The sequence below is a fragment of the Lysobacter sp. CA199 genome (genome assembly GCF_052078715.1).
Lineage (GTDB): Bacteria > Pseudomonadota > Gammaproteobacteria > Xanthomonadales > Xanthomonadaceae > Lysobacter.
In genome coordinates, this window is record NZ_JBQJIL010000016.1 from 162,118 (window position 1) to 185,130 (window position 23,013).

The window sequence follows — 23,013 nt, forward strand, 5'->3', positions numbered from 1 at the left end:
AAAGCGGGCAGCCTAGCTCAGGGGATGGACCGGTGTCGTGGGCCGTTGGTTTGGGCCGCAAGCCGTGAAACCGGCGGTTTGGAGGCCGCCGCACGCCCCGGTCCGGCATACTTTTCGCCTTCGCCCCAGGAAATCACCCGCCGTGCCGCATTACTCAGGCCCCCTGCTCACCCGCGAAATCGCCGAAAAACTGCTGGCCGCCCGCGATGCCGGCGATGGCGCATGGGTCGGCTCGCTGGACCTGGAACGCTCCAACGGCGAGGCGCGGCTGGACCCGGACGCCTGGTTCTGGCGCGAGCAACGCTATCCCTACCCTGCCAAGCTCAAGGACCGCACGATCTACCACTGGGACGGCGACGACTTCGCCCCGGTGTCGCGCTATTCCGGCGCGCTGATCAAGCTGGTACCGACCCAATGGGGCGCGCCGACCTTCGAGATCGACGGCATCAAGATGCTGCCGACCGCCAAGACCTCGCCGATCGACGACGCACGGCGCAAGGTGGAGTTGGTCGAGCCGCGCGGCAAGACCGTGCTCGACAACTGCGGCGGCCTGGGCTACTTCGCCGCGTGCTGCCTGGAGGCCGGCGCGGCGCGCATCCAATCGTTCGAGAAGAACGAAGACGTGTTGTGGCTGCGCACGCTCAACCCGTGGTCGCCCGATCCGCAGGCGCCGGCGAGCGGCGGACGCCTGCAACTCGATCACGCCGACGTCTCCAAGGCGATCGTCCAGATCGCCGACGCCTCGGTCGACGCCCTGCTGCACGACCCGCCGCGTTTCGGCATCGCCGGCGAGTTGTACTCGCAGACGTTCTACGATCACCTGGCGCGCGTGCTGCGTCGCGGCGGCCGGCTGTTCCACTACACCGGCAGCCCGAACAAACTCACCAGTGGCCGCGATGTCCCTCGCGAGGTCGCCAAACGCCTGGAGAAGGCCGGGTTCAAGGCGCAATCGGCGCTCGACGGAGTATTCGCCAGCAAGCGTTGAGGCGACGCGCCGAACAACGGCTTGCCGCGATGAAGGGCCTGGCGTTCTTAGTCTCGCGTTCTTATTCGCGGACCGACCCGGCCACCGCGATCACGGCACCTGGCAACTCCAGATCGAACTGGCCAGCCACAGGTTGGCGCGCGTGACGTGGTTGTACACCTCCTCGATCGGCGTCCCGCCTTGCGCGGTGCATTGGGCGACGGCATCGGCGCGGGCATCCTCCAAAGCGATGCCCGGGTCATAACTCTGCCCGTGTCCGCTGACATGCACCACGCCGGCCAGGGCCGAGCCGGAAATGGGCAACAAAAGCGCAAAAACAGTGGCAGCGAACAACTTATTCATTCTCGCTCTCCCAACGCTGATCCGGGCCCGCATTCGACCATGGCGCCGGGAGGCGACCGTGAAGACCGGGTAAGCGGATTGTGAAAATGCGGTTTTTCCCAGCGAGCAAGCGCATATGCGGCGATCGCGCCGGATTCGTTGCTCCGGCCTCACGCCGCATCTCGCGGTTTCAAGCCGCCGCGATGCGGATCGAGCGCGCTTCGCTTCGCCGTGCCGCCCGGTTATGCTCGGCGGCAAGGGGGATGCCTGCGTGCTCATCAAGACCAAGGACGATCAATCGGCTCAGCTCAAGGAGCTTGAGCTTCGCGCCGTCGGCGCCGGCCCGGCGGCCAAGCAAGCCGCCAACGAATTGCGCATCCGCAAGGCCGGGCTCAAGGGCGAGACGGAGTCGGCCTATCTGATCGACTTCCATTTCGGCGGCTCGCCCAACTGGGCGGTGATCCACGACCTGCGCCTGGAGCACCGCGGCCGCACCGCGCAGATCGATCATCTGCTGATCAATCACTGGCTCGACCTTTACGTATTGGAATCCAAGCACTTCAACGCCGGCCTGAAGATCGACGACGGCGGTGAGTTCCTGCGTTGGGACGATTATCGCAAGACCTACACCGGCATGGCGTCGCCGCTGGAGCAGAACGAACGGCATATCGACGTGCTGCGCGATGTCGCCGGCAGCATCGACTGGCCGCAACGGCTCGGCCTGCGCATCTCGCCGACCTTCCATTCGCTGATCCTGATCGCCCCGGCCGCGCGCATCGACCGCTCCAAACGCTTCGACTCCTCGCGCGTGATCAAGGCCGATCAGCTCAAGAAGCGGATCGACAAAGACATCGACAGCGAGAACCCCTTGGTCACCCTGTTCAAGACCACGGCCAAGATCGTCTCGGGCGAGACCGTCGAATTCGTGGCGCGCCAACTGGTCGCCCAACACCGGCCGCTCACGCGGAATCAAGGCGTCGAACCGGCCGCGACGGTGTCCCAGGCGCAAGGCAGGACCCGGATCGAGCCGACCATCGCACCGATGCCCGCACCTTCACCTTCACCTTCACCTTCACCTTCACCTGCACCTGCACCTGCACCCTCGAGCATGGACGAAACCACAAACGTGGCCTGCAAGACCTGCGGACAGAAGGCCGGGGAAATCCTCTACGGCAAGTACGGCTATTACTTCAAATGCGATGGCTGCGCAGGCAACACCACGATCCGCTTGACCTGCCGGCCTGGGCACAAACCGCGCCTGCGCAAGGACGGCGTCGCGTTCTATCGCGAATGCGCCGACTGCCGCAGCAGCGCGCTCTATCACCGCAATCGGGCCTGACCCATGATCGCCGCGATCCTGACCGTTCCGGTCCTGCTCTACCAATTGCTCTTCGTGGTGATCATGTACTTGGCCAGCCGGGTCGGTCCCAAGACGATGGTCGTCGCCCTGGTCGCGAGCCTGGCCTGGACCGTAACCCACCTGTTCTTTCCACCGCTGGCCGTGTTTCAAAGTCTGGTGATCGTCGGCAGCTATCTGTGGTTCCGACACAATCGCAAACCCGGCCCCAGCGCCGCTCCGGCGCTGCTGCCCAAACCGCAAGACACGACTCCCGCGGAACGCGAACGCGACTAAGCGGCCGTCGCTCGTTGCGATCCGAAATCATCCATCCGTGTCCGGCAGCGGCCGTTCGTGCGCACGTCCGGAGGGCGATGCTCGCATGCTGCGCGCACCGCCCTGTCGGCATGGAGATCCGCAATGAGGTTGAAGCGCAACAAACGTATGGCATGCACGTGGGTCCTGTGGTCCGCCCTGATCGCAGGCATGAGCTCATCGGCGGCGATCGCGGCCGAACCCGTCCGTTCCGTCGCTGCGGTCGAACGCACGACCGAAATCGATCACGCCCTGTTGTGGGGCCGCGACATCGATCAGATCAGCGCCCCCCTGGCGGTGAAACTGGGCTTCCAAGTCCGACCGGGGCGCAATCCCGGCGGCGTGGCCAACCGCTATGTGCGGATGGCCGACCTGAGCTATCTCGAACTGTTCGCCAAGACCCGCGCGGATGCCGAACTCGACCCGGGCATGCAGGCCGACCAGGCCTCGTTGCGCGGCGGACCGGGCGCGCGCACGTTCGGTTTGCGCTCCTCGATACTCGATCAGGTCCACGGACTGGTGCGGCAACAAGGATTCGCGCCGACGCCGATCTTCACCGCGCCGCTGGACGATCCCGACGGCGACGGCCCGTCGCATCCGCCGCGCTGGCGTTTGTTCGCCTTCGCACCGCAGCCGCTGTCGAGCAATCTGTTCTTCATCGACTACGCCCGCCTGCGGGCCACGCCGACCCGTGTGTGGGATACGCGGATCGCGCCGCAGCATCCCAACGGCGCGCAGGAGTTGTCAGGCCTGTGGCTGCTTTCGGCCGATGCCCACGCCGACCGCAAACAATTCGAGCGCATGGGACTGACTGGCGCCACGCGCGTGCGCCTTCCGCAGATAGCCGCTCATGGATACTGCGTACCGGTAGGCCGCAAACGCGTGTTCGCGCTGCAGCCCGACGGCCCGGGCGCCGCCGCCGACGCGTTGCGCAGCGGCGGACCGCAGATGCTGGGAATCAGCATCGGTGTCGCCGATATCGACCTGGCACAGCAACGGGTGGAACGCGGCTACGAGACCGAATTGATCCGCTACCGCGGCGCGCTGGGCGATGCATTCGTGGCGCCCACGCAAGCCGATCTGGGGCTGCTGATCGAGTTCCACGATTCGGCGCGGACGCCGGCGGCGTGCGGAGTCGCCGCCGGCTAGAAGCAAAACCATCGTAACGGCAGTTGCGTCGTTGCTTTGAATTCGCGGTCGCCGCTCGCGCCGCTCCTACCCCCGGGCCTCGGCATCGTCCTGTAGGAGCGGCGCAAGCCGCGACCACGAAACCTCAACCGCGCCGTCGCCGTGAAATCGCGATCGCCGCTCAAGCCACCTCATCTCACCAACGCCCACGATTCAGCCAAGCCGTCTCGGCCGCCACTGCCCGCGCGGCGAACCTCCGCAACCTGCGCCCCACGGAAAAGTGCGCCCCGCCACTGTTTTACAAACCCGCCCCAAATCCGACACGTATCTGCAATCTACTTAGGGTCAGCCCCAGTTCCGGCCGCCCACGGGCGTGGGTAGGCTGCAGTCACCCACGTACCCGAGAGCCGCCGCCGTGATCGCACCCATCGACCGGATCTACACCGCCCCGACGCTGCCGTCGGACACGCCGACGCCGGTGAAGGTCGGATCGCCCGACTACTACCAACAGCGAGTCGACGACTTCAAGGCGCGCAACCCGGGCATGGAACCGCCGGATTACTACCTGGGCTACGGCGAGAAATACATGGAGCGCTTCCAGGCGCTGGACTCCTCCGACCTGTCCTCGCAAGGCCTGGAATGGCGCGACCGCACCACCGACGCCCTGCAGCAGTCGATCGAGGATTTCCGCGCCCGCGACCCGCAAGGCTTCGCCGAGATGGAACGCGACTCGGTCAAGTTCCGCGAATTCGCCTTCGGCTCGCACCCGGCGGCCTATGTCGACTCCGGTCTGTACGATTTGCCCGTGCAGGATCTGCTGGTCATCGCCGCCACCCCGGACGTCAAGGACGTATTGAGCATGGAAGGCATCGACCAGTCGCTGATCACGGTCGGCAAACTCGAACTGAGCGACGTGCCGGAAATGGCCTGGGACACCGCGGTGCAGTACTTCAAGGACACCGGCCCGTTCGGCCTGACCCCGCTGGGCCCGACGATCGAAGGCCTGGTCGTGGGCGAGAAGCTGATCGACCGCGTGCTCAAGCAGGACGATGTTCCGTTCGTGCCCTTCATCTGACCCGAACACGCGCGAACCGTCGCCGGAGGCAACGGCGGCGGATCGCCGTACTACTCAGGGGCGCGGCCACGGCCGCGCCCCTGATGTTTTCGGCCTTGCGCAATCGCGCGACGGTCTGCTTTAGAACAGCCCGCTCCAGAACAGCATGCTTCAGAACTGATACTTCACCGTCGCCAACAGCGACCGCTCGCTGCCCGGGTAGTAGCTGCCGTACGCGCGCGACGAGGCGTACTTGCGCTGGGCCAGATTGTTGACGTTGATCGCCAGGCGCCACGCACCGATCCGGTAATGCGCGCTGGCATCCAGCAGCGCCACGCCGCCTTCGGCGCTGGTATTGGCCTCATCGTTCCAGCGCCGACCGATGTAGCGCACGCCGCCGCCCAAGCCGAAGCCGCTGTCCATCGTGTAATCCAGCCACAGCGCCGCGTTCTGCTTGGGCACTTGGATCGGCATGTCGTCGACCTCGATCGGATTGAGGCTGTCGGTGACCTTCATATCCAACCACGTGTACGAGGCGGTGAGGTCCAGGCCGCGCGTCAGTTCGGTCTTGGCTTCCAACTCGATGCCGCGCGAACGGATACGGCCGATCTGACGTCCGTCGCCGGTCTGCGGGTCATAGCTGACCACGTTGGACTTGGTCAGATCGAACACCGCCGCGGTCACCAGCGTGTGTGCGCCCTCGGGCTGGAACTTCACGCCCGCCTCCACCTGCTTGCCGCGGCTGGGCTCGAACGGCCGCGCATTCGCATCGGCGCCGGCGGTGGGCAGGAACGATTCGCCATAACTGACATACGGCGCCCAACCGTTGCCGACCAGATACGTCAACCCGGCGCGCGCGCTGAACTGATCGTCGGTCTGCTTGCTGCGCGTGCGCGTGAGTTGATCGCGGGTGACCGCTTCGACCCGATCCTGCCGACCGCTGAGCGTGACCACCCAATGATCGGCGAACCTGATCTGGTCCTGCGCGTAGACGCCCAACTGGCGGGTGGTCTGCTTGTAATACGTGCCCAGCAGCGAAGGTTCCGCGATCGGCTGGCCGTATACCGGCGCGAGCAGATCGATGTTCGGCGCCGGGCCCGAGTAGGACTTGGTCTGATAGCCGATGCGGGTCCAATCCACGCCGAACAGCAGCGTGTGTTCGGCCCCACCGGTGCGCACAAGGCCTTGCAGATTGGTATCGACGGTCACCTGATGCACGCGGTCGGCGTCGTAACGCGCGGTGCGCGTGCGGCTGCGGCCATCGCCCGCCAGCCTCGACTGCATGTGGTGCTTGTCGGTGTCAAAGCCGTTGTAGCGCAGGTTCTGATGCACGGCCCAGCGCTCGCCGAACCGGTGTTCGAACAGATACCCCAGCGCGTGCTGCTCCTGCTCGATCCAGCTGTAACGCGGCTCGCCTTCCTTGACCTTGGTCGGCGCGCCGTTGGCGTCCATCACATAACCGGTATCGTCGCCGGCCTTGCTCTTGAAGTACTCGCCGAGCAGGGTGAGCGAGGTGGCGTCCGAGGGCTGCCAGCGCAGCGACGGCGCCAGATAATCGCGCCGCACCTCGACCTGCGCGCCGTTGGGATAACGCTCCTGCGTGTGCGTGTCCAGGGTGGTGCCGACCACGCGATAACTCAGCGTGTCGCCGAGCGCGCCGCCCACGTCCGCGGCCAGACGCTTGCGGTCGAAGCTGCCGATCTGCAATTCCACCTCGCGCGCGGCCTCGGCATTGGGCATCTTGCTGACCCGATTGATCACGCCGCCCGCATCGCTCTGCCCGAAAGTCACCGACGCCGGCCCGCGCAGCAGTTCGACGCGTTCCAGACCGTACGATTCGGTCAACGAGAACGCCGGCACCATCAGGCCGTCGCGGAACATCGAATTGGTGGCGTCGAAACCGCGGATCAGCAGCCAATCGATGCCGCGCGCGTCGTAGCCCCAGTTGCCCACCGCAACGCCCGGCGCATAGCCCACCGCCTCCATCACCGTCTGCACGCCGCGCGCGTCGAGTTCCTCGCGCCCGATCACCGAAATCGACTGCGGCGTTTCCAGCAAGGGCGTATCGGTCTTGGTGCCGGTGGCGCTGCGCCGCGCCGCATAACCCTGCAACGGCCCGTTGGCGGTTTCGACGACGGACACGCCATGCACCTGCACCGCCGGCAGCGTGCTGCGGGCCGCATCCGGCGGCGCATCGGCCGGTGCGGGCGCAGGCGCGTCGGCGGCCGTCCCCGCCTGGGCGGCGGCGGGAGAACTGGAAAACAGCAGCGCCGCCGCGATGGCAGCCGCAAGCGAGACCGTCGGCGAGACGCCGGGCCGGGACAGAGAACGCATGTGGGGGAGTTCCAAACCGTGAAGTCGCGCCCACTATATTGAGAATCGTTCTCATTTCAAGAAAATCCTTGCGCAGGGCCGGGCCGCGCGGCCCTTCTCGTCCGCCGCGCCCAACCGGTCCGACCCGGCGGGCGACGCCGTCCCTGGCTTGCGCCCGCCCCGCCCCCGGCCTATGCAGTCACCGACCGCTTCGCCTGATTCAATACATCGACCAACGATTTGGCCGCCACCGCCGCGCCATCGGCGCGAATCAAGCCGGCCACCGCGCTCGCGCGCGCGCGGGTTTGCGCACTCAGCGCGATGGCGAGCGCGGCCGACAAGGATTCGAAGCTCGGCACCGGACCGTCGTGCGCGCAACCGATGCCCAACTCGCCCACCCGCCCCGCCCAATACGGCTGATCCACGATCTGCGGCACCACCACCTGCGGCGCACCGGCCCGAGCCGCCGTGGTCGTCGTCCCCGCGCCGCCGTGATGCACCACCGCCGCCACCCGGCCGAACAGCGCCTGTTGGTTGACGTCGCCGACGGCGAAACAGTCGTCGCGATCATCGAGCAGACCCAACTGCGCCCAACCGCGCGCGACGATCGCGCGTCGTCCCTGCGCCCGGATCGCTTCGATAGCCGCCAACGCGGCGCCCTTCAGACCGTGCATGGGCATGCTGCCGAATCCCACATACACCGGCGGCTCGCCCGCCTGCAGAAACGCCAGCAACTCCGGCGCCAACGGCCGCACGTCCGGCAACACCCACGCGCCGGTCTGCACCACATCGCGCAACGGCGTCGGACGCCACGGACTCAAGGTCGGGTCCGACGCCAGCCACGGCCGTTCGGTGAACACGTAATCTCGCACGTTCTTCACCGGCCCCAATCCGATCGCCGCGCACTGCGCATTGACCCCGGCGCCGAACAAGGCATTCATGATCTCGATATCGCGATCCCACAGCACCGCGTTGTCGGCGATATCGGCCGGCAACGGATGGTTGGGATACTCATGCGGCCGATGATGCGATGAGGGCACGAAGTACGGGCAATACGCCGCATACGCATAGTCCAGCCCGCGCCGCTCGGCCACCAGCCGCGCCGCCGCCGTCGACGGAAACAGACCCGTCGCCACCACCGCATCGCAACCGTCCGCGGCTGCGTTAATCGCCTCGAATTGCCGCGCTACGATCATCCCCGCCGTCGTCGAGATCAACTCCGCCGCGCCCTGCGGCGTCGCCTCCGCCTTGCGCTTGAGCATCTCGCCGACCCACTCGCGCACCGACGAAAACGCCGGCGCCATCGGCACGCCCGCGCGCTCCAACAACTCGACGAACTCCCGATCCGGCGGCGCGCACACCCGCACCTGAACCCCGAGCGCCTGCAAAGCCACCGCCAGTCCCGCCAACGGTTCGACATCCCCGCGCGACCCATACGTCGATAACAACACACGCATTGCCCTGCTCCCATGACCGCCGTTTCCGGCGTAGGGCGCGGATTGTGTTGCACGAGGAAGGTCTTGCCGCAAGCCCCGGGGAGGGCTATAACTTAAGAACGGGAAGACGCTCATCGAGCGTCGATTCGTTTCCGGCCCCGCCCCGATGGCGGTCGATCGCTGAATATCGACGCGATCGCAACGCAGCCTCTACCAACGCGCACGCAGCGTAACCATCGCTTTCTAGCGACGGTCGTCCTTGTCCTCGGCCGGCGGATCCTCACCCGGCAACGGCTGATGTCCCTGCCCCGGCGGCAAGTCCGCATTCTGAACATGCTTGCGCTTGGCCTGCCCCTCACCGTCGGACGGAATCTCGCCCGGCAGCGGCTGATGGCCTTGCCCGTGCGGCGGCCGCGCCTTGTCGTCCTGCTTCGTGTCGCCGCCTTGCACTTTGCGGTCTTTGTTGTCGTTGCCCATGTCCGTCGCCCTCGTAAGACGCGGGCTCCGGTTGGAGCCGGCGATACTGCACGCTGAGGGGAAGCAGGTTAATGGCAGGTCTAGCGAGTTCGCGTTCCTCTTCACGGGCGAACAACGGATGACCCGGCGCAGGCGGTTCGGACCTCACGCACCGGCCGACTCAGTGCGTGCTTGTGGCGCTACGACACATCCGCGGCTATCGAATAGACGACCGAACGATATCAGGACGAACTCGCACTCCAGTAAATCAGCTCCAGCCGGAGTTGCGCGATGATCACGAAGGCTACGAAGAAGATGCACGATATAACTGCCAGGTGGATTTCACCCACGCGCGAATCAAAGTACTCAAGGCCTGGGCCGGGCAGTACAAATAGCTGCTGCGAATCGGCAACTACGCGCGCCAGCCCGCGACGCGAGGCCCTACAAGGAGCCGTCGTGACTCACCGACCTTCTGACAGCACGGCGACATTCAAGATCAAAGCGAGCGACATGAGGTCGATATCGGCTAATGCTTGACGGGACTACGCCCCACTTCTTGAGAATCCTGCGCCACAACCTGCTGAGCTTGAAGTCGCGCGTTCTCGACATTCACAGCTTCGACCCGCTGAACCGAGGTCTCAATCGGCGTCTGCAATGCCTGTTCCGTCTTCATGTGCGCCCTAAGATGTGCAGGATCGTCCAGCCGCCCTTCAACCACAAAGACGTTATCCCCGTCGCTGAGACCAACACCCCCACGGCTGAGGACAACGTGATCGATCCTAATCAATCCGTTTTCTTTCGCCAATGCAACCAGCGAAGCGGCAAACCGCTCGGCGCTCTCACCGTCACCTGCGGCCCTGCCTGAACCCAATCCGGCGACTCCGCTCCGCGCTTGCCGATGCATAACGGCATCGGGCCCGGCGAACGCCCCTTCTGACGGATTGATCGCCGGCATCAATTCTGCTCCGACCCTCTGTGCTGGGGCCTGCGACGAATCACGCAGCAATCGCTGATAATCACGCAAGTACAGATCACGCTGGGTCAACACGCCGTCGCGATCTTGATCGGTCAAACCGTCGGTTCGGCTATAAGGAAACCGAGCCACCTGAGCAGCGATTTCTTTGACCATCCCCGCCTCGCTCAGATCGCCCCGCTTCCAGTCGCCAAACAGGCTGCCCCACTTCAAACCGCTGGTGTCGTAGCCGACCTCCCTCCAACTCGGCCTGAACTCCGGTACGCGCTCGGACAGATCGGCAAAGATCGGAAATGCGTTGAAGATCGCTTTGGCTTCCTTCTCGCTACGGAACTGCACGTACTCCTCAGCGGTACCACCCACCTTGAACCGCGCATGCTTGTCTTTGTCGTGGCCGACTTCATGCGCCAAGGTCGAGAACAACCCGACCGCGGAATATGCGCCATTGGGCTCGCGAGCGAAGGCGTAGCGCTCACGGTTGACATGAATCTCGGGACGCGGATCCGCGCGGTAAGAGGCGATCTGTTCAGCCTCACTCTCAACGATAACGCCGCCCTTCGCGAAGAAGTCCGCAAAATCCTCCCGCATGCGGAGATTTCAGCACCCATTCCCGAATAACTCTCGGCATCCTCGCGAAGCCCTCGTGGTCGCGCAGAAGCTGGGTGTTGGCCTTATATTCTGTATCGCGCTCGGTATCGTCCATGCCATGCTCTTCATTCGCCCTGCCCGGCGCTATCCGCAATCGAAGGGAGATCGAGCACGATGACGCCCCCTCACCTGCGTGCGTACCCGCTACGCCTGATCTTCCTCGGATTTTTGCTGTTGGTCGCTAGTTGCGCTAGCACCAAGAAAGCCACCGTTTCAGTGGACGAAGCTCATCCAGAAATAGAGCGGTTGCTGCTGCTTCCCGTCCAGAAGGGGCAAGCCGGCGTCGATGAAGTCGTGCGCAATTTGCAACGGCGCTACGGCGCGGGTTACGCCACCGGGCTCTCAACACGCACGAACGCGGGCAAACCGATCACGCTGGAGGACGGGGCCGTCATCGCGCAGGCATTGACCGGTACGCGGACGCTTGCGCCCGCTTGGGACGAAGTGGCCTTCGATCTGGAGGCTCATCCGTGCGTCCGAATCGAACGCGCCCTGGCATTGACTGGCGCGACCAAAGCGGGCGAAACCACCGGCAGCGATACCGTCCGCGCCAACGTCACGTATCAGTTCCAGAACAGCGATGTCCGAATAGACATTACGGCCTACGCACCGAACCCACAGTGCGTTGGTACGGTCTGGATATATAAGGCCGCGACGTCAAAAGCGCCTTGACGCTGCAGGCCATCGCGACGCCGTTAGAGGCGTCGCTTCAGTCCAGTCCCGGCCTCAGAATCTGCGCCAGGACTCGATGCTGCCCAGGCCTCCAGACAGCCCCCTCAATCCGCCTTGGCAAAATGCGCCATCTGATCCGCATACGCCTTCGCGAACGCAGGCCGCGCGGTAGCGCGCGCGATGTACTCGCGGCAGGCCGGATGCTCGGTCAGCCGGTCGAAGCGTTCGACCAGACGCAACACCTCGCACATGAGGATGTCCGCGACGGAGAACGTCCCCGCCAGCCACTCACGCTGCGCCAACACCGCCTCCAGATGCCCCAGCCGCTTGCCGACGAAGGCATCGAAGGATTTCCCCGCGTGCGTTTCGTCTTGGTCGCCGGAGAACTTCAGGATCGACCACGGCACGGTGGCCATCTCCATCGAATTGAGCGCCGCGAACACCCACTCCACCGCCTGCGTGCGGGCGCGCGGATCGGCCGGCAACAGCACCGGGCTGCGCTCGCCCAGATGCAGCAAGATCGCCCCGGTCTCGAAGATCGACTGATCGCCATCGATCAACCACGGCGCCTGCCCGAACGGCTGATGCGCGAAGTGCTCCGGCCCGCGATCGCGAAACGGCACGCTCTCCACGCGATACGGCAAACCGGCCTCTTCCAGCGCCCAGCGGATGCGCAGATCGCGCACGTGGCCGCGCGGCCACTGCGGGACCCAATCGTAGGTGGCGATGATGAACTCGGACATGCGGTGGCTCCCGGTGTGGAGGTTGGACTATGCCTCGGCGGGATGAGTGCCAACAGTGACAGGTGTGACCCGCACGGAAGTAATGGGGGGGCGAGTCGCGTTGCTTGCTCTTAACGGAATGCCAACAGATGACTCTGCGCCGGCTTTGCGTTCAAGGAGGGGAGTTGGTCTGAGCCACGTCGAATTTGGGATTGATGGGCGACCGAATCTCAATCCCGGATCGATCCAGCTGACGAACGAGGGTCAGCTGGGTATCGAAGAAGGCGAGTCACTCCGGAGTGGTTGCCACGACAAACCCGGGATACAACTCACTTGGCGGGCAGCGCCTTCGCGCCACCCGCCACGCAACGGCATCAACGCGCCGAGTACTCGACGCCCCACTTGCCGTCCTTCAAGCCGAGGATGCTCGAATCCGGCGCCATGCATAGCACCGGGACGTCGGCGGCCACGCGCAGCAGGCGGCAGTTGAACGGGGCTTCGCCGGATTGGTCCCAGTCTTTTTTCGCCGGTACGTAGGTGTAGGTTTCCCATACGCCGCTGAAGGCGTTCATGTTCCAGCGGCTGGCCCAGCCGCGGTCGGCGCTGTCCATTTGCACGTCGTAGATGACGTACGGCGGACGGCCGATCTGGGTCCAGGTGGCGCCGCGGTCGCTGGAGATATAGACCTTGGAGAACGCGCCTTGGCTCCACATCGCGGTCAGTACGCCGCTGTCGGGGTTCGCGCGCAGCGATGAGATGCGCGGGCCGGGGGTGATGGCGGTCCAGCGGCCGTCGGCCACGTCCAGGCGTTGCAGTGCGTTGCCGGTGGCGATGTAGTACGCACCGTCGACCAGTTGTCCGCGCGCGCCGAGCCAGCCGATCTGGTCTTTGGGCGCAAGCACGAATTCTTTGGATACGACTAGGTCGGCGAGGCTGGGGTCGCGGGCGACGTAGACGCGCAAGCGCATGGATGTGGTGCCTTTGGGGGCCGCGAGCAAGCCGCTGCCGCGCGCGGCGCGGGGGTCGTCGAATTTCTCGGTGGTGGCGACGACCCACGCGCCGTCGGCGTGGTCGATGTCGAGCACGGTCTGTTGCGAGCCCAGGCGTTTGAGTTCGGCCCAGGTGGCGCCGTTGTCGCGGCTTTCGCTGAGGCGGCCGTCGTCGCTGCCGGCCAGCCAACGGCCGTCCACGGCTTCAACGGCAAAGATCTGCCGCACCGTGTCCATGCCGACGCTGCTCCATTGGCCGTCGGGGCTGCGTTTGCGGATCTGGCCGAGGTCGGCGGGGAACAGCAGGGTGCCGTCGGCCAGTCGCGCGGGTTCGTCTTGCGAGGGCTGGACGGTCTGGCGATACAGGCGCAGAAATTCGGCGGGGCGTTTCTCCGCTTTCAGTGCGTCCAGACTGGGCGGTTTGTTGACCTTGCGCTCGTGCTGCAGCAGCAGTTCCGCGATCAGGCCCAGATCGTGCGATTGCCCTGGCAGGTCGATGGCGGACGAGACGGTCGGCAGCGGCGCGGCCAGCGGTGCGGGGTCTTTGAGCCATGCGGCGATGGGTTGGATCGCGGCGGCGACGCCGACGGCATGATCGGGGTCAACGACGGGCACTACGACGTATTGGTAGCCGCCAACTTTCACCGGCACGACGCTGCCCAGGTCGGTCACGCGCCCGGTCTGGACGTCGAACTCGGAGCCACCGGGCGATTTCGTGGGCCCCCATTGGGCGATGCGGTAGTGGCCGGCGGGCAGCCATTGGCCGACGGCGCTGGCATCGGTCACGGGCGCGGCGGCGGCGGGGGTATCGACGCGGATCGATTTGCCGCCGGCACTGGACTCGACTATAGCGATGGCTTGCCCTGCGCCTCGGGGATAGGCCAGGTAGACGTATCCGTGGGTGGGCGCCAAGTCGGCCGGCACTGGTGCGGTGTCTTTGGCCACGGCCGGCAAACTCAACAGCATCCCCATCAGCCACAACGTAGTGCGCATTGCGTGTTCCCCCTGTCCTTGCGTTCGCATCGCCGGGGCGTCCGCCCGGATCGGCGACTAGCTCAGCAGAATGCGTAGGGGATGGCAATGTGGGGCGACGGGGTGAAACGGATGCGGTGGTGCGGCCGGTTTCGCGCTGTTTTTTGATGGCCTGCGCGGAACGTGAGTCTTGACTCAGCGCCGCTGGCTTACGCCGACATCCTCGGCCCGCCTTGGTTCGATACGTTTTGATTCCGCGCTTGTTCCTGCTGCTCGCGCTGGGTCTGATCGTTCTGCGCCAACCGCGTCGTTGCGACCTGCTGAAAGCGATCCTCCACCGGCACCGACAGCGCGTCGGCGGTCTTCATGCTGGCGACATTCGCGGCCGGGTCCGGGTTGGGATGACCGACGCGGTAGACGTGCACCATCTCGCCCGCGGCGAGGTTCGCGGTGGGCTGATTGAAGGCAAGGCGGATGTCGTCCTTGGGGTCGAACTTCTTTTCCGCCGCCATGGCCAGGGCGCTGGCGGTCATGCGTTCGCTTTGTTGGCCCCAGGGTTTGCCGACGTGTTGGTCGAGTTGTTCTACGGCGACGCGGACTTTGTCGTAAAGCGCGCGGTCCGGATGGCCGGGATCTGCGGGCGTCAGGCGACGGGTTGAACTGTCCGCGGGCTCGGCGGATGCCTGGGGTTTGGGGTCGGCCGGAAGGTAATTTGCCGGTGCGGAGAGGTCCGGTGGCGCGGTCGCCTTCGTAGGCGTTTCCGTGGTGTCGCGCAGGTTGCGCATCACCGGTTTGCCGGTGGTGGTGTCGTAGAAGTTGAAGTCGACTTTGTGGTTGGCGAAGCTCACGCCGTCGCGTTCCATCTTCGCCAAATCCCAGCCCAGGCGGCCCAGGTTGAGGTGCAACGGTGCGTCGGGGCCGCTGAGCGGGTTGTCGACGTAGTTGTCCGCGGCGATTTTCAGATCGACGATACGGCTCATGCTGTAGGGCGCGTAGTAGCCGCGATAGTCCAAATCCCGATGCGCACCCAACGTCGCCTTCTCGGTCGGCGCATCGAAGTGGCAGCTCGCTACGGCTTCAATATTCTCGGGGGTGTACTTAATTCGGCGGTCGTCCTTAACGGTAATGCCTTCCGCCCAGGACAGCGCTCCAGTCTTAGGGTCGCTGACAACACAGCGGCTGTTCGTTTGAACGCGCTCCAGTACCTCCTCATCCCGTATCGATGGGTTGAGGTGCCGAACCCTTGAGACCACGGCGTTTACCGACACCAGTTCGGCATATGCTTCATCCCAGCGCTGCCTGTTCTGATAGGCCAACGCGATATCGGTAGCGTCATGCACCTCCTCATCGGAGGCAAACCGCGCTTCTAGCTGACGCTCGAACTGCTTCAGGCGAAATTGTCGATCTACCTGATTAGCCGCATGCCCCGCTTCATGCGCGAGCGTCCCGACCAGCACATCGATATCTTCGGGTTGGGTCAAGACGTGGCTCAGGCTGGCCCGACTGACGTTCAACATTCCATCGTGATCGGTGAAATGACCACCCGAGCCCGGCGTGGACTTAGAGGTGAACCCTTTAAGCACTCCGCGATCGAGCGTGGTCTCTATCAATTGCTCCAGATAAGGCGACTCGCTGATTGCGCGCCGAATTACAGCGCACTCAGCATCGGTGGCCTTCTGCTTTTCTTTGAAATCCGTCAGTAATTGTTCGATCCGCGGATCCATCTTCTCGGCCATATCACGCTCCTGGCGCAGAGATGTCGAGGCGGTAAATACATAGCCGCCGCTCACCTTCTACCCCGGCTTGCGCTTCATCGAACAGGCGCACGACGACCGACTCCGGCGAAGGCGGTTCACTGTTCCGCAGAAGGGTGAACGGCCGCTTGTCTGCTTGCATTTCGTTGACGATGTACCCGGACTTGACCAGCGCCGCGCGAACCGGCGCGCTGGCCAAGTAACAACCCGCTGCATTGAATGCAGGAGAAAAGATCAGCAACTGCGTATCCGCCATGCGGTTCCGGAGCTTGATCAAAAAGCCATGCTCGGCATTGAACGGGCCTTGAAGCGACCATTGCGGGGATTGGCCCGGCGCGGCCGGATCGGCAGTGAATTTTGCGCCAAGCTCGGTCTCAACCGTCTCGCGGGTGATGCGTTTGTCGCGGGCGATCCGCTCTAACAGCGCCAACACGCGCGGCTCGAATTCTTTGGCGAGGCCGGCCGTGGCAGGACTGTCAGCCTGCGTGCGCAATGCGGCGTCCGCCTTGGCTGCTGCTTGGCCAGCACCATTCTGGGGAGCAGCCGAACAAGCCGACATCAGCAGCATCGCCAGCGGCACAGCCATCAAACTGACAAGCATGTATCTCTTTTTCATGACGCCGCCTTTAATTAGATGACATGCGGGCGAGTATCTCGGGAAGATCGCGGTGCAACGCCTGCTGCATTTGCCAATACTCTTTAAGCGTTTTGGTCAACTTAGGATCTTTGAGGCGGGTCTCGCGAGCTTGGTCGAGCGCGACCCCGGGCATCGCAGGATCGGTACGACCGTCATACAGCAGCATGCCATCGCGGTTGAAGATACGTATCGGGATTTGCGTTTGTTCGCGAACGTAATTCAGGCTGCCGGGCATGTTTTCGTAGGATTGCGCATGCGACGCCTCGCGCTGATAGGGACCATATCCGTCCCGGAGGAAACCGCTCAGAAAGCGTCGATCGACGCCCAACTCGCTCTCCAACCGATGCGCGGCGATGGCCCGCATTTCAACTTCGTAGCCGTTGGCCCGCAGCATCCGTATTTGTTCGGCTGTGCTTTCGCCATCACTCAATGTCGTATCGATAATGAGATTTTTACGGCTTCGGACCGCTGCTTGGCATAGAGCTGCGGCCCACTTGGCAGCATCGATGTCGGTCTGAACAGACCACGTGTACGGACCGGCGCTGCGCAGGTCGCTTACCTGCGGGTAATAGCTCCGTAGCCTGTCCGCATCGATGATGACGAGGTCGTCGGCGAGATCGGCCCTCGCCATGCCCAGCAAGCTGCTTTTCCCCGCTCCGGGCTGAGCGGCCAGGATGATCGCTTTGGGCTGGGAGTGCGATGTTGCCGCATCCATGCCGCTGTCCGGAACGATTTGGCCGAAGAAGATTCCCTCGGACGTTTGTTTGTCCAACCCGCCTTCTTGGGAATTCATTCGAACACCCGCTTGTTGTGCTTGAAGTAGTGCCCGAAGCCTTCGGGGTCGCTGTCGAAACGCTGTAGCGCACCACCCATGGTCGACCTCTTGTGATTGGCGTCTTCGATCAACTGCGCGCTGCCACTCGCCTGTGCGGCCTTAAACTCGGCAATGGCTTCTTGAAGGAAGGAATCGAGCCTGTTCTGGATCGCCCAAACGGCTTCATCCAGCGGCTGCACTCGCGGCGTCGGCTATCCGAACTCGTTCAGTACCGCTTGCAGGCGTTCGATATGCTCCGGATAGTCTTTGAGCAGTTCACGCAGCTTGGCGGGAACCTGCGGAGGCGTCAGCGTCGGGTTGGGCACGGGATAGTAAAGACGGCGAGCGGGACTGCTCTGCCCCAGGACCCGCTTCAGCATTCGGTCGAAGATGCTCACCCGCAATCCTTTTGCTTGTCTCGGACACGCAGGCAACATCTTCTATCGCGCGCGATGTTGCAAGTCTGACGCGCACGAATTTATCAATTTGTTCTTCTTCCGAATCGCGGCTTCGTCGAGTATCGCAACTGGCAGTTGCGCATATGGCGTCGCATCGGTTTGCGGAGACGAATGCTCACGTATAAAAGTGTGCCGATATTGAGTTAAAGGTTTGGCATTGTGCGGCGCGGGGACACGGGGGATGTCGACCAAGATCAAAGCCGAATTCGTAGCCGGGCGGGCCGTAATCCGGCCCGCCCGCCGCTCTTTCACCGTACCTGAGCCCTACCCCAGCAACCGCTCAGTACGCCCAATTAGCCGGCACATACCGAAACCCCTTCCCCGCCGGCGCCACGCGCCCCAGCGACGGAAACGACAAGTGACTGGCCAAGAACAACTCGCCGGTCTTCGCGGCCTCGCGCAACAGACGCACACGGATGCGGGTCGCGTCTTCGGGTTCGTGGTCGAAGGCGTTTTCCCACTCGGGGCATTCGATTCCGACCGGGACGACGGCGTCGCCGGCGAAGGTCAGGCGGTCGCCGCCGGAGGCGATGCGGACGACGCTATGTCCGGGGGTGTGGCCGCCGGTGAGGGTTACGACGATGCCGGGCGCCACCTCGCGCTCTTGGTCGAACGGGCGCAGTTCGCTGCGGTATTGGTCGAGGAACTTGCGGGCGCTCGAGCGGATCACGTCCTGAATGCCGCCGAAGGTGTTGTGGGAGAAATCGGGCGATTCGAAGAATTCTACGTCGGTGCCCGAGACGTGGATGCGCAGGTCCGGACGCATGCGGCTGCGCAGTCGCTCGTCGAGCAGTCCGCCGATATGGTCCATGTGGATGTGGGTCGCGATCACGTCGGTGATGGACGCGGGATCGATGCCGGCGCCCTCCAGTCGCAAGGCCAGGCGTCCGGCGCGCGTGGCGCTGGACATTTCCGAGCCTACGCCGGCGTCGATCAGGATGGTCCGGCCGCCGCTGCGCACCACGACGACGTTGAGGCCCCAATCGATGGTGTCCGGCAGGAAGTTGTTGCGCAGCGCGGCGTCGCGGACGGACGGGGCGACGTTGGTGCCCAGAATGTCGGCGGGTATCGCCATGGCGCCGTCGCTGATCACCATCACCTCGATGTCGCCGATCCGCGTCGCGTAGCGCGACGGAACCAACTCGTGATCAGGGTGGGATTCGTTACCTGGATGGCACAAACACATGGTTGACTCCTATTTTCGACAGTTAGAAACCGCAAGCGGGTGGGTATTGGGTCGACGATCGGTTGGGCGAACGTTCGTGGATCGCGCGGCCTGTCGCCTGCGATGGTTCGCGCGCTCAAGCCGCCGGATGAATTGGCTGCCGATGAGGCCGGTGCGCCCGACGTCGACGATCTTCATGACGCACGATTCCATTCGGCCCGTTCGTCGGGCCGTTCGGTCTTGGCGACAAGGAACTTACAAGACGGGGCGATCGTTCAATAGACACGCGAATGGAATCGCGGTGGTGCGCCCGGGGAACCAATCGCGGTGCGTCGAAACGCTAGTGCTTCGAAGCCCGCTTCTAGCAACGGGACCGGCGGAGATCGCTGCTGGCGGCGCTGGATTGGTGTGATGCTGGGTTGTCTGTGTTGCTTGTGGCGCGGCGGTGGTGGCTGCGGTTTTGTTGGCTTGCGGGGGTGGCGCGGTGGTTGGGTTGGCGTGGTCGCGGCTTGCGCCGCTCCTACAGGGGGAGATGGGATTGCGCGTCAGCCGCGCCAGTTGGCGTGGGTGCGCCAGAAGTCGACGCTGTGTTGGTAGGCGTCGCGGTCCAGGGGGACGCCGGAGCCGCCTTCTTGTACGCCCAGGGCGTTGCGCATCATGGTGATGGGGGCCATGGGGGTTTCGATGGGCTCGGCGGTGTACATGCAGCCGACGACGCCCCAGTCGGCGGTGGTGGCGGTGCCTTCTTTGGCCAGTTGTTCGCGGCTGTAGAGGATGACGATGAGGTAGTCGGCCACGGGCGGGTCGATGTCTTCGAACCAGCGCGTCAGCACCGGGAGTTCGGCTTTGGTGCGGGCGTCGTAGTCGCTGCGCAGCAGGTGGCGGTTGGCGTCGGTGATCGGCACGGCCAGGCAGCGGGTGCTGGTCCAGTTGCGGTGCACGTGCAGTTTGCAGAACGGGGCGTAGCCGTCGAGGACGTGCAACGGCGGCGCGTCGTTGAGGTGGCGCTCGAATTGCTCGGGTGTGATGTCCTGGATGGTGTTGCGGCGCGGCTCGCGCGGGAACAGGCGGGCGCGGGCGAAGTCGATGAGGATGATGGTCATGGGCGGCATTATCGGCGGATCGGTTCGTCTTCGGCGAAGGAATGCGCCGCAATCCTGGCGCGGCGTTGCCGGTGAGTCGCCGGTTTGCGTATCGAAACGCTTGCGCGCGCCGTTGAAGCCGTCGGCGTTGTCTATCACCCACGTCCACAGCGGGATCATCTGCATCAGCACGCTTCCGCGGTCGGTTTGCGGGGCCGGCAAGCCGTGCTTGTCAGCGTTCATCGCAATCGGACCGCCATCGACGTGCACGCGCGCGGTGGTGGTTCGGAGTTTCGATGGGGTGGGAGTGGTGACGCCGAGGGTTGTGGGGACGTGGTCGCGGCTTGCGCCGCTCCTACAGGGGGAAGTGGGACATACGGTGAGCGGGTGTTAGGCGGCGCTGCGATTCAATAACGGGTCGGTGATGCTCGGCAGGCCGGTTTCGATATGACCGGCGATGCGGCGGGTGTAGCCGATCGGGGCGTCACTGGTGACGGTCAAGTCGTACCAGCCGTCGCTTTCCGCGAAGGACCAATTCACGCTCACCGTCTGTCCTGCTTTCACGCGGTAGCTGCGCGCCGGCGCGGTGCTGTACGCGTTGGCGGCGACTTTGACCGTGCACGCTTGCTTGCCGCGGTTCTCGATGGACAAGGCCAGGCGCGAGCGTGCCTTGTCGTAGATCGCGATCACGTCCGGTTGCGCGCTGTCGGCATTTACGGTGCCGGTGAACTGGCGGAAGTAGCCGTTGGGGCCGTAGACGGTGAGGTCGTAGGCGTCCTGGGCGTCGATCTTCCAGTAATCGCTGAGCTGTTTGCCGGGGCCGACGGTGTAGGTCCACGGGCCGGTGCCGGCGCCGGCGGCGTAGACCTGGAACACGGCGGCGCTGCGGCCTTCGTTGGAGAACTCCAGCCAGAATTCGCGCCGCGCCGGCTCGCTCCACGAGGTCACGTACAAATCGTAAGGCACCGCACGCGCGAGCTTCATACCGGCCTCTTGGCCGGGCAATGCAGGCGCTGTGCTCGGGTAATCGGGTTTGGCGAAGTAGTACTGCTTGTTGTAAGCGTGGTCCATCTGCGCGGCGGTCGCGGCGGTGTCGCGCAAGGCCGCGGGCACGGCGGTGTCGGCGGCGTCGAAGTCGAACAACGCGGTCAGGTCGCCGCAGACGGCGCGGCGCCATTCACTGATGTTGGGTTCGGCGACGCCGAAGCGTTTTTCCAGGAAGCGGATCACCGAGGTGTGGTCGAACACTTCCGAACTCACCCAGCCGCCCCTGGACCACGGCGAGATCGCCAGCATCGGCACGCGGTGGCCCAGGCCGATCGGCAAGCCGGACGCGGCTTCGATTTCGCCGGTAGTGTGCACGGTCGAGGCACCCTTGCCGTTCTGCCACGGCGGCGTCGGCGGCGGCATGTGGTCGAAGAAGCCGTCGCATTCGTCGTAGGTCACCAGGAACACGGTCTTGGCCCAGACCTCCGGGTTGGCGGTCAGCGCTTCGATCACCTTGGACACGTACAACTCGCCGAACGCGGGGCCCCACCAGGGGTGTTCGGACGAGGAGAACGGCGGCACCAGCCACGAGACTTGCGGCAAGCGGTTGTTGACGACGTCTTCGCGAAACTGGCCCAGGTTGCGCGCGGTCATCGCGCGTTCCCACAACTGCGAGGCGCGTGGCGCGTTCTTGAACTGGCTGAACCACGCCAGCGCGTTGCAGTCGTAATTGTTGTTGTCGTCGATCTTGTAGCGGCTCAGCAGGAAGTTCAGCGCGGCGTTGTAGGAGCCGACCGCGCCGTTCTGATAGATCCGCCACGACACGCCGGCGTCTTGCAGACGCTCGGCGTAGCTGGTCCAGCTCACCGAACCGCCGGTGTCGGCCATGTCGTTGCCGGTGTGCACCGCGCTTCCGTCGGCTTGCGCCGAGGCGCGGCCGCTCATCAAGTACAGGCGATTGGGATTGGTCGGGCCGAGCATGGACGCGTGGTAGGCGTCGCACAGGGTGAAGCTGTCGGCCAGCGGGTAGTAGTACGGCAAGTCGGCGCGGGTGAAGTAGCCCATCGCCTGCGGCCACTGCACTTGCATCCAGCGGTCGTTGCGGCCTTGGTTCCAGCAATCGTGCAGGCCGCCCCAACCGTGGTCGTTGCTGTTGAGCCACTGCGCGTAAGTCTTGCTGGTGTCGAGGTGATACGGGGTGTAGTCGCGGCCTTTGTATTGCTGCCGCCAGACCGGTTTGCCGTCGGCTTGCTTGATCGCGCGCGGGTCGTTGAAACCGCGCACGCCGCTGAGGCGGCCGAAGTAATGATCGAAGGAGCGGTTTTCCTGCATCAGGATGACGACGTGCTGCACGTCCTGCACGGTGCCGCTGACGCGCTTGGGCGCGATCGACAGGGCTTTGGCGATCGACGGCGGCAGCATGGTCCCCGCGGCCAAGGCGCCGGCGGATTGGGTGGCCAGGCGGAGGAAGTCGCGGCGGCTGTGGTCGGACATGCGGGGCGCCTGTAAATCAAAGCGCAGCACGCTAGCGGTCGGCTGTGACGTGGCGATGACCGTCGCGGCGGTGTGGTCGCGATGTATGCGGTCCTGCCGAAACTGAACCCAGGAAAGTGAGTAGGAGCGGCGTAGGCCGCGACCGTAGCGACACTGACGGAACCTGCGACGCGAGCGATATGGCGCGAGGGGCTACGGTTGGCGGGCTTCAGACTGTAGGAGCGGCGCGAGCCGCGACTGCGACACCACGGCTGCGACGAAACTGGCGACGCGGGCGATGTGGCGTGGTCGCGGCTCGCGCC

At 64.6% G+C, this 23,013-nt stretch carries 21 protein-coding genes; 6 read left to right on the forward strand and 15 right to left on the reverse strand.

Annotation, left to right across the window (positions count from 1 at the left end):
* The first annotated feature begins 142 nt into the window (after window positions 1-142).
* The gene (locus ACTOWJ_RS26600) at window positions 143-985 is read left to right on the forward strand and encodes a class I SAM-dependent methyltransferase (protein ID WP_441337640.1); all 843 of its coding nucleotides are present in this window, start codon (window positions 143-145) and stop codon (window positions 983-985) included.
* Between the two features lie 90 nt (window positions 986-1,075).
* Here ACTOWJ_RS26600 and ACTOWJ_RS26605 read toward each other — a convergent pair whose 3' ends face one another.
* Entirely contained in the window at window positions 1,076-1,327 is a 252-nt protein-coding gene (locus ACTOWJ_RS26605) for a hypothetical protein (protein WP_441337641.1), read from the reverse strand.
* 250 nt (window positions 1,328-1,577) lie between these two features.
* Between ACTOWJ_RS26605 and ACTOWJ_RS26610 the strand changes: the two genes are divergently transcribed.
* The 4 genes from ACTOWJ_RS26610 to ACTOWJ_RS26625 all read left to right on the forward strand — a co-directional run bounded on the left by ACTOWJ_RS26610 (window position 1,578) and on the right by ACTOWJ_RS26625 (window position 5,160).
* Window positions 1,578-2,645: a nuclease-related domain-containing protein gene (locus ACTOWJ_RS26610; RefSeq protein WP_441337642.1), complete on the forward strand. Its 1,068-nt coding sequence runs from the start codon at window positions 1,578-1,580 to the stop codon at window positions 2,643-2,645.
* Window positions 2,646-2,648: 3 nt separating this feature from the next.
* Window positions 2,649-2,939, forward strand: a complete 291-nt coding sequence (locus tag ACTOWJ_RS26615) for a hypothetical protein (protein WP_441337643.1) — start codon at window positions 2,649-2,651, stop codon at window positions 2,937-2,939.
* A 189-nt stretch (window positions 2,940-3,128) separates the two neighbouring features.
* Window positions 3,129-4,106: a VOC family protein gene (locus ACTOWJ_RS26620; RefSeq protein ID WP_441337644.1), complete on the forward strand. Its 978-nt coding sequence runs from the start codon at window positions 3,129-3,131 to the stop codon at window positions 4,104-4,106.
* A 394-nt stretch (window positions 4,107-4,500) separates the two neighbouring features.
* Entirely contained in the window at window positions 4,501-5,160 is a 660-nt protein-coding gene (locus ACTOWJ_RS26625; protein ID WP_441337645.1) for a hypothetical protein, read from the forward strand.
* 150 nt (window positions 5,161-5,310) lie between these two features.
* Here the strand turns inward: ACTOWJ_RS26625 and ACTOWJ_RS26630 are convergent, their stop codons facing one another.
* The 4 genes from ACTOWJ_RS26630 to ACTOWJ_RS26645 form a co-directional block, all read right to left on the reverse strand.
* Complete coding sequence (locus tag ACTOWJ_RS26630; protein WP_441337646.1) at window positions 5,311-7,473, reverse strand: TonB-dependent siderophore receptor; 2,163 nt, start codon at window positions 7,471-7,473, stop codon at window positions 5,311-5,313.
* Between the two features lie 170 nt (window positions 7,474-7,643).
* On the reverse strand, window positions 7,644-8,909 hold the full coding sequence (locus ACTOWJ_RS26635) for a glycosyltransferase (RefSeq protein WP_441337647.1): 1,266 nt from the start codon (window positions 8,907-8,909) through the stop codon (window positions 7,644-7,646).
* 222 nt (window positions 8,910-9,131) lie between these two features.
* Entirely contained in the window at window positions 9,132-9,365 is a 234-nt protein-coding gene (locus ACTOWJ_RS26640) for a hypothetical protein (RefSeq protein WP_441337648.1), read from the reverse strand.
* Window positions 9,366-9,870: 505 nt separating this feature from the next.
* Entirely contained in the window at window positions 9,871-10,905 is a 1,035-nt protein-coding gene (locus ACTOWJ_RS26645; RefSeq protein WP_441337649.1) for an XVIPCD domain-containing protein, read from the reverse strand.
* 174 nt (window positions 10,906-11,079) lie between these two features.
* Here ACTOWJ_RS26645 and ACTOWJ_RS26650 point away from each other — a divergent pair, with 174 nt between their 5' ends.
* Window positions 11,080-11,637, forward strand: a complete 558-nt coding sequence (locus ACTOWJ_RS26650; protein ID WP_441337650.1) for a hypothetical protein — start codon at window positions 11,080-11,082, stop codon at window positions 11,635-11,637.
* A gap of 104 nt (window positions 11,638-11,741) precedes the next feature.
* Here the strand turns inward: ACTOWJ_RS26650 and ACTOWJ_RS26655 are convergent, their stop codons facing one another.
* The 10 genes from ACTOWJ_RS26655 to ACTOWJ_RS26700 form a co-directional block, all read right to left on the reverse strand.
* Entirely contained in the window at window positions 11,742-12,380 is a 639-nt protein-coding gene (locus ACTOWJ_RS26655; protein WP_441337651.1) for a glutathione S-transferase family protein, read from the reverse strand.
* 353 nt (window positions 12,381-12,733) lie between these two features.
* Window positions 12,734-14,341 carry a hypothetical protein gene (locus ACTOWJ_RS26660; protein WP_441337652.1) on the reverse strand — a complete coding sequence of 536 codons (1,608 nt, stop codon included), beginning with the start codon at window positions 14,339-14,341 and terminating at the stop codon, window positions 12,734-12,736.
* Between the two features lie 188 nt (window positions 14,342-14,529).
* A complete protein-coding gene (locus ACTOWJ_RS26665; protein WP_441337653.1) occupies window positions 14,530-16,056 on the reverse strand; it encodes an XVIPCD domain-containing protein in 1,527 nt (508 codons plus the stop codon).
* 1 nt (window position 16,057) lies between these two features.
* Window positions 16,058-16,690 carry a hypothetical protein gene (locus ACTOWJ_RS26670; RefSeq protein WP_441337654.1) on the reverse strand — a complete coding sequence of 211 codons (633 nt, stop codon included), beginning with the start codon at window positions 16,688-16,690 and terminating at the stop codon, window positions 16,058-16,060.
* Between the two features lie 10 nt (window positions 16,691-16,700).
* Window positions 16,701-17,504 carry a zeta toxin family protein gene (locus ACTOWJ_RS26675; RefSeq protein WP_441337655.1) on the reverse strand — a complete coding sequence of 268 codons (804 nt, stop codon included), beginning with the start codon at window positions 17,502-17,504 and terminating at the stop codon, window positions 16,701-16,703.
* On the reverse strand, window positions 17,501-17,725 hold the full coding sequence (locus tag ACTOWJ_RS26680) for a hypothetical protein (RefSeq protein WP_441337656.1): 225 nt from the start codon (window positions 17,723-17,725) through the stop codon (window positions 17,501-17,503). The genes ACTOWJ_RS26675 and ACTOWJ_RS26680 overlap by 4 nt, the downstream gene beginning before the upstream one ends.
* Window positions 17,726-17,737: 12 nt before the next feature.
* On the reverse strand, window positions 17,738-17,923 hold the full coding sequence (locus tag ACTOWJ_RS26685; protein ID WP_441337657.1) for a hypothetical protein: 186 nt from the start codon (window positions 17,921-17,923) through the stop codon (window positions 17,738-17,740).
* Between the two features lie 340 nt (window positions 17,924-18,263).
* A complete protein-coding gene (locus ACTOWJ_RS26690) occupies window positions 18,264-19,169 on the reverse strand; it encodes an MBL fold metallo-hydrolase (RefSeq protein ID WP_441337658.1) in 906 nt (301 codons plus the stop codon).
* A 524-nt stretch (window positions 19,170-19,693) separates the two neighbouring features.
* Window positions 19,694-20,251 (reverse strand): DUF3228 family protein, encoded by a 558-nt coding sequence (locus ACTOWJ_RS26695; RefSeq protein WP_441337666.1) that lies wholly within the window; start codon window positions 20,249-20,251, stop codon window positions 19,694-19,696.
* A 369-nt stretch (window positions 20,252-20,620) separates the two neighbouring features.
* Entirely contained in the window at window positions 20,621-22,711 is a 2,091-nt protein-coding gene (locus ACTOWJ_RS26700) for a phosphocholine-specific phospholipase C (protein ID WP_441337659.1), read from the reverse strand.
* Window positions 22,712-23,013 lie beyond the last annotated feature (302 nt).

What these genes read in the sequence shown, in the direction of transcription:
- ACTOWJ_RS26615 (WP_441337643.1), top strand. Translation starts at nt 2,649, where the DNA reads ATGATCGCCGCGATCCTGACCGTTCCGGTCCTGCTCTACCAATTGCTC.
- ACTOWJ_RS26665 (WP_441337653.1), bottom strand. Translation starts at nt 16,056, where the DNA reads ATGGCCGAGAAGATGGATCCGCGGATCGAACAATTACTGACGGATTTC.
- ACTOWJ_RS26635 (WP_441337647.1), bottom strand. Translation starts at nt 8,909, where the DNA reads ATGCGTGTGTTGTTATCGACGTATGGGTCGCGCGGGGATGTCGAACCG.
- ACTOWJ_RS26630 (WP_441337646.1), bottom strand. Translation starts at nt 7,473, where the DNA reads ATGCGTTCTCTGTCCCGGCCCGGCGTCTCGCCGACGGTCTCGCTTGCG.
- ACTOWJ_RS26605 (WP_441337641.1), bottom strand. Translation starts at nt 1,327, where the DNA reads ATGAATAAGTTGTTCGCTGCCACTGTTTTTGCGCTTTTGTTGCCCATT.
- ACTOWJ_RS26695 (WP_441337666.1), bottom strand. Translation starts at nt 20,251, where the DNA reads ATGACCATCATCCTCATCGACTTCGCCCGCGCCCGCCTGTTCCCGCGC.
- ACTOWJ_RS26655 (WP_441337651.1), bottom strand. Translation starts at nt 12,380, where the DNA reads ATGTCCGAGTTCATCATCGCCACCTACGATTGGGTCCCGCAGTGGCCG.
- ACTOWJ_RS26675 (WP_441337655.1), bottom strand. Translation starts at nt 17,504, where the DNA reads ATGAATTCCCAAGAAGGCGGGTTGGACAAACAAACGTCCGAGGGAATC.
- ACTOWJ_RS26690 (WP_441337658.1), bottom strand. Translation starts at nt 19,169, where the DNA reads ATGTGTTTGTGCCATCCAGGTAACGAATCCCACCCTGATCACGAGTTG.
- ACTOWJ_RS26620 (WP_441337644.1), top strand. Translation starts at nt 3,129, where the DNA reads ATGAGCTCATCGGCGGCGATCGCGGCCGAACCCGTCCGTTCCGTCGCT.
- ACTOWJ_RS26670 (WP_441337654.1), bottom strand. Translation starts at nt 16,690, where the DNA reads ATGAAAAAGAGATACATGCTTGTCAGTTTGATGGCTGTGCCGCTGGCG.
- ACTOWJ_RS26700 (WP_441337659.1), bottom strand. Translation starts at nt 22,711, where the DNA reads ATGTCCGACCACAGCCGCCGCGACTTCCTCCGCCTGGCCACCCAATCC.
- ACTOWJ_RS26645 (WP_441337649.1), bottom strand. Translation starts at nt 10,905, where the DNA reads ATGCGGGAGGATTTTGCGGACTTCTTCGCGAAGGGCGGCGTTATCGTT.
- ACTOWJ_RS26650 (WP_441337650.1), top strand. Translation starts at nt 11,080, where the DNA reads ATGACGCCCCCTCACCTGCGTGCGTACCCGCTACGCCTGATCTTCCTC.
- ACTOWJ_RS26660 (WP_441337652.1), bottom strand. Translation starts at nt 14,341, where the DNA reads ATGCGCACTACGTTGTGGCTGATGGGGATGCTGTTGAGTTTGCCGGCC.
- ACTOWJ_RS26640 (WP_441337648.1), bottom strand. Translation starts at nt 9,365, where the DNA reads ATGGGCAACGACAACAAAGACCGCAAAGTGCAAGGCGGCGACACGAAG.